Genomic DNA, 10,707 nt, shown 5'->3' on the forward strand with positions numbered 1-10,707 from the left:
CCTTCGACCTCGTGTTCCTCGACATCAACATGCCCGACATGGACGGGGTCGAGGTGGTCGCCTTCCTCAAATCCCACCCCTCGCTCGCCCGAGTGCCCGTGGTCATGGTGACCACCCGGTCCGACCCGGGGCTCCGGGACCGGCTCCTGGCCCAGGGGGTGAACCGGTACATCACCAAGCCCTTCGAGCCCGACCAGGTGCTCGAGGCGGCCCGGGAACTCCTGGCGGCAGAGGCGTAGCGTCCGATGGCCGGCCCCGACGTCTCCCAGGCCCTCGCGGGGTACTTCGAGGAGGTGGCGGAGCTCGTCCAGAACGCCCAGGGGGCCCTGCTGTCCGTGGAGTCGTCCATCGCCGAGGGCGACCTCGACGTCCCGAGCCTCTACACCCTCTACCGCGCCATGCACACGATCAAGGGGCTCTCGGCCATGGTCGAGGCCAAGGCCCTGGTGCGGCTCGCCCACGGGCTCGAAACCGTGCTTCAGGAGCTCCACGCCAACGAGGAGGCCCCGTCCCGGGAGCTCCTCGACCGGCTGTTCGAGGGCCTTTCGCTCCTGGAGCGCCTGGTGGAGCGGTTCCGGGGGGGGGAGGCCGAGTCCGACGAGGTGGACCCGTTCCTCGAGGCGGTGCGGCGCGCCCGGGCCGGGGAGCCCGAGGCCGGGGCCGAGCCGGCGAAGGGCGGCGGGGCCGAGGGCCTGGATCTCCCGGAGGAGCTCCTGGCGAAGCTCTCGGGCTACGAGCAACGAAGGGCCCAGAAGCGCGTCGAGGCGGGCGAGGGGCTCTACCTCCTGGAGCTCGTGCCCGATAAGGACAAGGTGGCCCGGGGGGTCACCATCAACGCGGTGCGCGCGGCGCTGGAGGAACGGGGGGAGCTCTTGGGCGCGGTGCCGGTGGCCGAGGCGGGCAAGGGGCTCACGTTTTTGCTCGCCGCGGTGTCGGCCCGGCCCCTGGACGAGATCCTCGCGGCCTGGAAGGGCGACGTGTCGGGGCGCGTCGTCCGGCCGCCCAAGGCGAGCGCGCCCGCCCCGGAGGCCCCGAAGCCCCCGGCCGCCCGGCCCGGGGCCCCGAAACCCCGGGAGACGATCCGGGTGCCCGCCGGGCGCCTCGACGAGATGCTCCGGCTCGTGGGCGAGCTCGTGGTGGACAAAAACCGCCTGTGGGGTGCCCTGGGGCGGGTGGGGGACCTGCCGCCCCGCCGGCTCCGGAACCTCTTCAAGGAGTGCCTCCGGGGCCTCGAGCGCACCGTGCGGGAACTCCGCGACACGGTCACCACGGCCCGGCTCGTGCCGGCGGCCGAACTGCTGCAACGGGTGCCCCTGATCGCCCGGGAGGCGGCCCGGGTGCAGCGCAAGGAGGTGCGCACCGTGCTCGGGGGCACCGAGGTCGAGGTGGACAAGGCCGTGGTGGAGCGGCTGGCCGAGCCCCTGGTGCACCTGGTGCGAAACGCCGTGGACCACGGCGTCGAGGCCCCGGCCGAGCGGGAGCGGGCCGGGAAACCGCGGGTGGGCACCCTCACCGTGGCCTGCCGGGCCGAGGGCGAGGAGGTGGTGGTGGAGGTGGCCGACGACGGCCGGGGCATCGACCCCGAGGCCGTGGGGGCCAAGGCCCAGGGCCTGGGCATCCCGACCCCGTCCGGGCCCCTGGCCGGGGACGCCCTGATCCGGCTGCTGTGCGCCCCCGGGTTCACCACCCACGCCAAGGCCGACGAACTCGGGGGACGGGGGGTGGGCATGGAGGCGGTGTGGCACGGGGTCAACGCCCTGGGGGGCCGGCTAGGGCTTCGGACCGAGATTGGCCGGGGCACCGCCTGGACCCTGCGCGTGCCCCTGACGCTCACCATCGCCGAGGTCGTGCTGGTGCGGGTGGGCCCCGAGACCTACGCCGTGCCCCTGTCGGCGGTGCTCGAGGTCCTGGAGGCCCCGGCCGTGGTGCGGGTGGAACACGAGGCCCTGTTCCGGTACCGGGGCCGGGAGATCCCCCACCTCGACCTGGCGCGGGTGCTGGGGGTGGAGGGGGACGGCGAGGATCCCTTCCCGGCCGTGGTGGTGACCCCCGGCCCCCGGGGGCCCGTGGGCCTCGGGGTCGGCCGGATGCTCGGCATCCGGGAGGTGGTGCTCCGGCCCCTGGTGGATCCCCTGGTCCACGTCCCCGGCGTCCTGGCCGTGACCGACCTGGGCGACGGCCGGGGCATCCTGGTCCTCGACCCCCGCCGCCTCGTCGAGACGGCGGCCTAGGCGGGCCAACCCACGGGACCCAGGGAGAGGGGAGGGACGGTTGTTGCGCCCCCTCCCCCTGTCCCCCTCCCACGAGGGGAGGGGGAACCGCTTCGAGGCGGCAGGAAGCGCCTGCCAAGTGACTACCCGCTGGGACGCTGGGAGGCTAGGACGCTAGGATGCTAAAATCCTTTTGGATTCCAACGTCAGCGGCTGTTCCAACCTGTCGGAGCGGCTGCCGTGTCGGGGGCCAGAATTCAGAGGTCAGATGTCAGAGAACCCCTGTCCCCCGTCGTCTGTCTTCTGACCCCTGACATGGACGCCGCTCCCACCCCGAGGCCCTCACTCGGGCGTTACTGTCGTGCGCAGCGGGGCCCCGAAGGGGCCCTCGGGAGCTTCCCTCTGACTCCCTCTCCCCCCAGCGGGGGGAGAGGGCCGGGGTGAGCAACTGTGTTGCGTGTCAAGCCTCAACCGCGAGCCGGGACTGCCAGGGAGTTCGGTCCCTCACGATCGCGTTTAGGATCGTGATGAGTTTTCGCATGCAGGCGGTGAGCGCCACTTTGGGCTTCTTCCCTGCGGCGAGAAGCCGCTCGTAGAACTGGCGGATATCGGGGTTGTGCTGAATCGCCGACATGGTGGCCATGTAAAGAACATGACGTACGTCGCCTCGGCCGCCCCAAACACTGCGACTTCCGCGGTATTGGCCGCTGTCGCGGCTGAACGGAGCGACTCCTGTGAGACTGGCGATTTGGCGCCGGTCGAGGAAACCGATCTCCGGCAGTTTTGCGACGATTGTGGCGGACATCACGGGACCCACCCCGGGAACGGACTGAAGAAGCTTGTCGAGTTCTCTCGAGTGTTCGCAGGCGCGGAGGGCCGAGCGCAGTTGCTTGTCGAGGCGCTTTTGCTCTGCCCGGAGCCATTCGAGATGGGCGCGGATGCTGGGGCGTACGCGCTCGGACGCCGTAGCCAGGCGATTGCTCTCGGCCGTGATCATCGCGATGACTTGCTGTCGTCGGGTGACCAGGTCAGCGAGTTCCTGGGTGTCCTCGGTGGGGAGCCGGGAGATCGGGGGCATGACGGCCTCGCCGAAGAGGGCAAGGACCTCGGCGTCGACGTTGTCGGTTTTGGCAAGACGGCCGATGGCTTGGGCGAAGTGGCGACTGTGCCGGGGATTGATGATCGCAGCGGGCAACCCGGCGGCGAGAAGGGCGGCGGCGAGCGGGGCTTCGTAGCCGCCGGAGGCTTCGAGGACCACGCGGGTTGGCGCCAGGGCTTCGAGGCGGCCGACGAGTTCGGCGATGCCGTTGTCGGTGTTGGGGACGGACCAACGGGTTCCGTCGGGCCTGATGGCGACGTGGAGGGTGTTCTTGGAGACGTCGATTCCCACGAAGGTTTTGGAATTGGCCATGGCTCTCTACCTCCCAACCTTGCACAATGCGGGCTTGGTGTCCCTAGCAACTGTTCGGGATGCGAGAGAGATGGGCATGGCGACCCGTGCTCACCCACGGGCTTGGTGTCCCAGGGGGGGTGCGGTCTGCCATGCCCTGCCAAGGTAACAAGTTAACCACTGGGGCCCTTATACAAGGGGGGAGTCCGAAGGCCCCGAAACCATTCACGATTCACGATTTACGATTCACGACCGACGACTTACGACTTACGACTCACGGCCCCTAGCCCATGTACGAAGAGCATTTCGGTCTCAACGACCGGCCGTTTCGCCGGACCCCCGACCCGGCGTACCTCTACCCGAGCGAGGTACACGCCGAGGCCCTGGAGCGGCTCGCCTACTGCGCCGAGCAGGGGGACCTGGCGCTCCTCACCGGGGACGTGGGCACGGGGAAGACCCTGCTCACCCGGGCCCTGGCCGACCGGCTGGAGGCCGGGGCGTTCCGGCTGGGCTGGATCGTGCACCCCCGCCTCAGCCCGGCCCAGCTCCTGGCGGCCGTGGCCGGGGAGCTCGGGGTGGAGCGCCCGCCCCGGAGCCGGCGGGCCTGCCTCGAGGCCATCTACGCCCGGCTCGAGGCCCTGTGGGACGAGGGGGTGCGGCCGGTGGTCATCGTGGACGAGGCCCAGCTCCTTCCCGGCCGGGAGGCCCTGGAGGAGATCCGGCTCCTCACGAACTTCCAGACCGACACGGAGAACCTCCTGGGGCTCGTGCTCGTGGGCCAGCCCGAGCTGGAGGCCCGGCTCCGGCGAAAGCCCTACCGGGCCGTGGCCCAGCGCATCGGGCTCCACTGCCGGCTGGAGCCCCTGGGCCCGGAGGAGACCGGCCGGTACCTGGCCCACCGGCTCCGGGTGGCCGGCCGGGAGGAGCCCCTGTTCGGCCCCGACGCGGTGGAGGCCGTGCACCGGTGGAGCGGGGGGCTCCCGCGCCGGATCAACGCCGTGGCCGAGGCGGCGCTGCTGGAGGCCTTCGGCCGGGGGGCCGACCGGATCACGGCCGAGCACGTGGAGGAGGGGGCGGCGAGCCTCCTGTTCCGGTGAGGGCGGCTGGGCGGCGAGGCAGCTAGGCGGCTGGGCGGCGGGGGGGCACCACGGAGGACGCGGAGGGCACGGAGAAGGGGCGGTTGAGCCTCCCCGACCCCTGCTGACCGTCCACGGTGACAGGGGAGAAGCCCCTGGCACGATTCACGATTTACGATTTCACGGCCTTTGCCCATCCTGCGCACGTCCAAAGGTACGCCATGGCGAAGATCGGCGAGATTCGAAAGAAGAAGGCCCCGGGCTCCAAGGGCACCAAGAAGCCCGGGACGAAGGCCGGCAAGGGGGCCGGGGCGAAACCGCCCGAGACGGAGACCGAGCCGGGGCCTTCGGCGGAAGCGCCCGCGAAACCCCAGGGCGGCGGGGGGCCGTCCGAGCCCCGTGCGGCGGCGGAGCCCGCCCCGGCGGCGGAGCCCACCCCGGGGGCGCAGTCCCCCGGGGGCGAGCCCTTCGAGGCCCTGGTGTTCCGGGTGGGGGAGAACCGCTACGCCCTGCGGCTCGCCGACGTGGACCGGGTCGAGATGGCCGAGCACGTCACCCGGGTGCCCCGCACCCCGCCCTACGTGCTCGGGGTGGCCACGGTGCGGGGGGAACCCGTGCCGGCCGTGGACTTCCGGCGGCTGTTCGGGCTCCCGCCCCGGGAGTGGGATCTGGCCACCCGGCTCCTGGTGCTTCGGGTGGGCGGCCGGCGGGTGGGGCTCGTGGTGGACGAGGCCCGGCGGGTGGTGCGGCTCCGGCCCGACGAGGTGGTGCCCCCGCCCGACATGATCCACGGCCTCGCGGGGGACTATCTGGTGGGCATCGTGCGCCGGGGGGAGGAGGCCCTCCTCCTCCTGGACCTGACCGAACTTCTGGCCCTGGCCGACCGGGGCGGTCCGGCCGCGGCCCCGGCCGAGGAAGGAGGAACCCATGGCTGAACGAACCCCCAAGGGAAAGGGCGCCCCGGCGAAGGCGTCCCAGGCCGACCGGCTCCTCTCGGCGGCCAACGAGCTGGCGGCCGCGTTCCAGGAGGCCATGGCCCAGGCCGAGGCCGTGACCACCGGGGTGGACGAGAGCGGGGCCGCCGCGGAGGAGTTCGCCCGCACCACGAAGCGCCTGGCCGACGCGGCCGAGTCCCTGGCGTCCTCGGCGGCCGAGATCCAGGCCTCCATGACCGAGATGCGCGAGTCCCTGGCCACGGTGGCGAGCGACACCAACGAGCTCGCCTCCAACGTGGAGGAGACCGGGTCGGCCGTGGAGGAGATGGCCCGGGGCATCGAGAGCCTCGCGGCCGAGGGCCGGGAGCTCAAGGCCGCAGCGGCCCGGTTCGGCGAGGCCGCCCGGGTGGTCCGGGCCATGGCGGCCGACATGGCCCGGGCCGCCGAGACCAACGCCTCGAGCGTGAACGAGACCGGGGCCGCCATCGAGGAGGTGGCCCGGGCCGCCAAGTCGGTGGCGACCGACGCCGAGCGGATGCGGGCCTCGGCCCGGGACACCGGCGAGGCCGTGGCCCAGTTCGCCGAGGGGGTGCGGGCCCTCGCCCGGGACGCGGACGACGTGGGCGCCGGGGTGGAGCAGACCTCGGCCGCCATGGAGGAGATGAGCCGCTCCCTGGAGTCCACCGACCAGATGTCGGAGGAGATGACCCGGCAGGTGGCCGAGGCGGGGTCGGCGGCCAACGAGATGGCGGCCTCGGCCGAGGAGGTGGCCCGCACGGTGGAGGCCATGGCCCGGTCGGTGGACACGGCCGCCGACCGGGTGGCCGGCGCCGCCCGGTTCGTGGAGCAGACGGCCGGGACGGCCGCCGAGGTGGGGGGCCTCATGGAGCAGGCGGCCTCGGCCGCCGAGGAGCTCGAGCGCTCGGTCCAGCGCACCGACGAGGTCCTGGACGCCGCGGGCCGGGAGGCCGACGCCGCCGTGGGCGAGGCCCGCCGGGGCGGGGAGCGCGTGGCCGGGGCCCTGGACGCCCTGGGGGCCGTGGAGGCGGCCATGGGCCGGTCGGCCGAGGTGGTGCGCCAGGTGGAGCGCCAGGGCGACGAGATGGGCGAGATCGTGGGCACGATCTCGCTCCTGGCCGAGCGCACGAACCTCCTTTCCCTGAACGCCAGCATCGAGGCGGCCCGGGCCGGGGAGCAGCTCCGGGCCACCCGGGATCTCATCGGCCAGGTCCGGGCCGTGCGGGCCAAGGGCGAGGAACTGGTCCAGGGGGCCCGGGCCCAGACCCAGACCGTGGCCGAGGCGGCCGCCGAGATGGAGGGGCTGCGCCGCATGGCGGGCGAGGTGAAGGTGGCCGCGGCCGACCAGAGCCGGGCGGCCCAGTCCATCGTGGCCGCGGCCCGCACCACGGGCGAGGCGGCGGACCGGGTGCGAAAGGCCGTGGCCGAGCAGACGGCCGCGGCCCGTCAGGTGACCGAGGCGGCGGCCAACATGCGCCGGGCCGTGGCCTCCACCGTCCAGAGCCTGAAGACCCAGTCGGCCGTGGCCGAGAAGGTCAAGGGCGCCTCGGCCGAAACCTCGGCCCTGGTGGAGAAGGTGGCCCAGGCCATGCGGGAGCTCACGGCCGCCGCCGACCAGATCGCCCAGGCCGTGGGCGACATGCAGCGCCAGGCCCGCACCGTGGAGCGGGTGGGCCGCGACGCGGCCGAGACCGGCGAGCGGGTCGGGGCCGAGGCCGAGGCCCTTACGGCCCTGGCGGCCCGGGTGGGGGCGGGGCTGGAGGCCCAGGCCACCGCCGCCGACCAGGTGGCCAAGGCCGTGGCCGAGATGCGCCGGCTCGCGGCCCAGACCGCCCGGGCCACGGCAGAGCAGGTGAAGACCGTGGAGGCGGTGGCCGGCGAGGCCGACCGGCTGGCCGACACGGCCGAGATGCAGGCCCGGGCCGTGGAGGACCAGACCCGCACGGCCGAGGAGCTGGCCACGGCCGTGCGGGGCCTGCGCCAGGGCATCCAGGAGCTCGGGCGCCTGTTCCGGGACCAGACCGAGACCGTGGCCCGGCTGGAGGAGACCGTGCGGCCCCCGGAGAAGGGGAAGGAATGAGGCGGAGGAGGGCGTCGTGAGTCGGGAACCGGGCGAGATCGAGGCGCGGCTCGAGGACCTTTCGAGCCCCGACTGGCGGGTGCGCAAGGCCGCGGCCGAGGCCCTGCTCCGGGAGAACCGCCCCGAGGTCTGGGCCGAGCTGCTCCTGCGGCTGCGGCGCGCCGGGGACGACCCCCACCTCCCGGCCGCGGCCGTGCAGGTGCTCTCGGCCGCGGGGTACGGGCCCGAGGAGGCGTTGGAGGGCCTGGCCGAGGACCCGGCGCCGGAGGTGCGGATCTACGCGGCCCAGCTCCTGGGGCACGTGCCCACCGAGGAGGCCTTCGGCATCCTGACCCGGCTCGCCCGCGACCCCGACCCCAACGTGCGGTTCGCCGCCCTGGAGGCCCTGGGCCTCCAGGGCCGGCCCGAGTCCCTGTGGCCCCTGGTGCGGGGGGTGCACAGTGGCGACCCCTTCGAGATGATCCCGGCCCTGGGGGGCCTCAGGAGCCTGGGGAACCCCCTGGCCGAGGAGCCGGTGCTCGAGTGCCTCACCCGGCCCGAGGTGCGCCCGGCCGCCGTGGAAACCCTGGCGACCGTGGGCCGGGCCCGGTCGGTGGAGCCCCTGGTGGGGCTCCTGGAGGAGGCCGACCCCGGCCTGACCGCCCGGGTGGCCGAGACCCTGGCGGCCCTGGAGGGGCGGCTGGGGCCCGGGCTTCGCCGCCGCATCGCCGCGGCCCTCGAGGCCCGGCCCGGGGCGGCCCGGCGGTTTGCGGCCGCGGCCCCCGAGGCGGCCCGGCAAGCCCCCGAGGCCGTGTGCCGGGTGCTGGCGTGGCTCCCCGGGATCGAGGGCGGCCGCGTGCTGGCCGGGTTCCTCTCCGATCCGGCGCTCCGGGACCCGGCCGTGGGGGCCCTGCAGACCGGGGGGGGCGACCCGGCCGGGCTCCTGGTGGAGCGCCTGGCCGACCCCGACCCCGACACCGTGGCCGCGTGCCTCCGGGCCCTGCGGGTCCTGGGCCGGGCCGAGCACGCCGGGGCCGTGGTCCCGTGCCTCGACCACCCCGACCGGACCGTGCGGCTCCTGGCGGCCGAGACCCTGGCCGGCCTCGGGAACCCCGGGGTGGTGACCGACCTCGTGGAGCGCCTGGGCGAGCCCGAGCCCGAGGTGCGCCTGGCCCTGGTGGCGGCCGTGAACTCCCTGGGGGGGGGACCGGGCCCTGGAACTCGTGCCCGAACTCCTGGACAGCCCCGACCCGGCCCGGCGGGAGGCGGCCGTGCGGATCCTGGGGTACTTCGGGTTCGCCGAGACCGCCGGCCGGGTGGCGGCGTGCCTCGGCGACCCCGAACCCCGGGTGCGGCTCGCGGCCATCGAGGCCCTCCCGTACCTGGAACTCCCCGGCGTGCTGGAGCGCCTGAGGGCGGTGCTCCGCACCGACCGGGCCGCCGAGCGACGGGCGGCCGTCCGGGCCCTGCGGGACGTGGCCGACCCCGGGGCCGAGGCGGTGCTCCTGGAACTCGTGGCCGACCCCGATCCCTGGGTGCGGCTCGACGTCCTGCGGAGCCTGCGGCACCGCCGGTCGGAGGCCCTGCGGGAGGTGGCCCGGGAGCTGGCGAACGACCCCCTCCCGCCCGTGCGGATCGAGGCCTACGGGGCGCTCGCCGGCGCGACCCACCCGACCCAGACGGCCGCCCTGGTGGCGGGCATGGACGACCCGGAGCCCGAGGCCGCGGCCGCGGCCGCCCGGGCCCTGGGCCGCACCCGCACGGCCGCGAGCCTCGAGGCCCTGCTGCGGGGCCTCGACCGGCCCGAGGCCCCGGTGCGGGCCGCCGCGGCCGCGAGCCTGGCCGGGTGGGCCGAGGCCGTGCCGGCCCTGGCGGAGCGCCTGCGGTTCGCCGAGGACCTGCGGCGCTCGGCCCTGGAGGCCCTGGGGGCCACGGGGTCGGTGGCGGCCGCCGCGGTCCTGGCCGAGCGGGCGGCCGTGCCGAGCGACCGCGCCGAGGCGAAGGCGGCCCTGGCCGAACTGGCCCGGAACCACCCGGACGCCGTGGCCGCGCTCCTGGCCGAGCCCGACGCGACCCGGCGGCGGGCGGCGGCCGAGGCCCTGGCCGAGGCCCGCACCCGGGCGGCCGCCGAGCGCCTGGTGGACGCCCTGGCCGACCCCGACCCGGCCGTGGCGGCGGCTGCCGTGACCGGGCTGGCCCGGTCCGGCATCGAGGGGGTGCGCGACCGGATCGCGGCCCTGCGGGACCGGGCCGTGGACCCGCTGCTGCGGGCCGCCTGCACCCAGGCCCTGGGGGAGGCCGCATGACCCTGGCGCCGGCCGGCCCGCTCCGGCTCGACGACCGGGTGTTCGGGCTCCTGACGGGCCTGGTGGAGGACTACGCCGGGATCCGGTTCGACGCGCCCCGCAAGGAGTTCGTGGCCGAACGGCTGGGCCGCCGGGTGGCCGCCCTGGGGCTGCCGGGGTTCCTGGACTACTACTACCACCTCAAATACGACCCCGACGGCCGCGACGAGCTCCAGCGGGCCGTGGAGGAACTCACGGTCAACGAGACGTACTTCTTCCGGGAGGCCGGACCCCTGGAGGCGCTGCTCGACCACTGGCTCCCCCGGAGGGAGGAGACGGCGCGGGTGTGGTCGGTTGCCTGCTCCACCGGCGCCGAGCCCTACACCCTGGCCATCCTGGCCGAGGAGCGGGGCGTGGCCGACCGGCTGGAGATCTGGGCCTCCGACATCGACCGGGGGGCCCTGGCCGCGGCCGAGCGGGCCGTGTACTCCGACGGGGCCCTGCGGATGACCCCGGCCGAGCGGCGGGACCGGTGGTTCGAGCGGACGGGCGAGGGGTGGCGGCTCAAGGACCCGCCCCGGGGCCGGGTCCGGTTCTGTACGCCCGGCATGGGCACTGGCTTGGAGGTGAAAGTCCTCCCCCGAGTAGGTCACGACGAGGGAAGGGAAGCGCAAGGGCGTGAGGGCGACCGAGCGTCCGGAGGAAGCGTGGAACGAACCCACGGGCCGACGAAC

8 protein-coding genes and 1 pseudogene are annotated in these 10,707 nt (G+C 74.8%); 8 read left to right on the forward strand and 1 reads right to left on the reverse strand.

Annotated features, from left to right (window positions below; all coding sequences use genetic code 11):
- Together ACY0I8_RS12860 and ACY0I8_RS12865 are read left to right on the forward strand one after the other, a co-directional pair.
- A partial coding sequence (locus ACY0I8_RS12860; RefSeq protein WP_461395065.1) for a response regulator occupies positions 1-239 on the forward strand: 239 nt, incomplete at its 5' end.
- Between the two features lie 6 nt (positions 240-245).
- Entirely contained in the window at positions 246-2,231 is a 1,986-nt protein-coding gene (locus ACY0I8_RS12865; RefSeq protein ID WP_461395066.1) for a chemotaxis protein CheA, read from the forward strand.
- 439 nt (positions 2,232-2,670) lie between these two features.
- On the opposite strand, the gene ACY0I8_RS12870 is transcribed toward ACY0I8_RS12865, so the two are convergent.
- Positions 2,671-3,621 (reverse strand): IS110 family RNA-guided transposase, encoded by a 951-nt coding sequence (locus ACY0I8_RS12870; RefSeq protein WP_461395067.1) that lies wholly within the window; start codon positions 3,619-3,621, stop codon positions 2,671-2,673.
- A 269-nt stretch (positions 3,622-3,890) separates the two neighbouring features.
- On the opposite strand from ACY0I8_RS12870, the gene ACY0I8_RS12875 reads away from it, so the two are divergent.
- The 6 genes and pseudogenes from ACY0I8_RS12875 to ACY0I8_RS12900 all read left to right on the forward strand — a co-directional run.
- On the forward strand, positions 3,891-4,697 hold the full coding sequence (locus tag ACY0I8_RS12875) for an ExeA family protein (RefSeq protein WP_459942345.1): 807 nt from the start codon (positions 3,891-3,893) through the stop codon (positions 4,695-4,697).
- A 200-nt stretch (positions 4,698-4,897) separates the two neighbouring features.
- A complete protein-coding gene (locus ACY0I8_RS12880) occupies positions 4,898-5,611 on the forward strand; it encodes a chemotaxis protein CheW (RefSeq protein WP_461395068.1) in 714 nt (237 codons plus the stop codon).
- A complete protein-coding gene (locus ACY0I8_RS12885; RefSeq protein WP_461395069.1) occupies positions 5,604-7,709 on the forward strand; it encodes a methyl-accepting chemotaxis protein in 2,106 nt (701 codons plus the stop codon). The genes ACY0I8_RS12880 and ACY0I8_RS12885 overlap by 8 nt, the downstream gene beginning before the upstream one ends.
- Before the next feature lie 199 nt (positions 7,710-7,908).
- Positions 7,909-8,862: pseudogene (locus tag ACY0I8_RS12890) on the forward strand (HEAT repeat domain-containing protein); the annotation flags it as partial.
- A gap of 49 nt (positions 8,863-8,911) precedes the next feature.
- A complete protein-coding gene (locus tag ACY0I8_RS12895; RefSeq protein ID WP_461395070.1) occupies positions 8,912-9,994 on the forward strand; it encodes a HEAT repeat domain-containing protein in 1,083 nt (360 codons plus the stop codon).
- Positions 9,991-10,707: CheR family methyltransferase (locus tag ACY0I8_RS12900; protein WP_461395071.1), on the forward strand; the 717-nt coding region annotated here is incomplete at its 3' end. The genes ACY0I8_RS12895 and ACY0I8_RS12900, both read left to right, overlap by 4 nt.

The organism is Deferrisoma sp., from assembly GCF_054681715.1.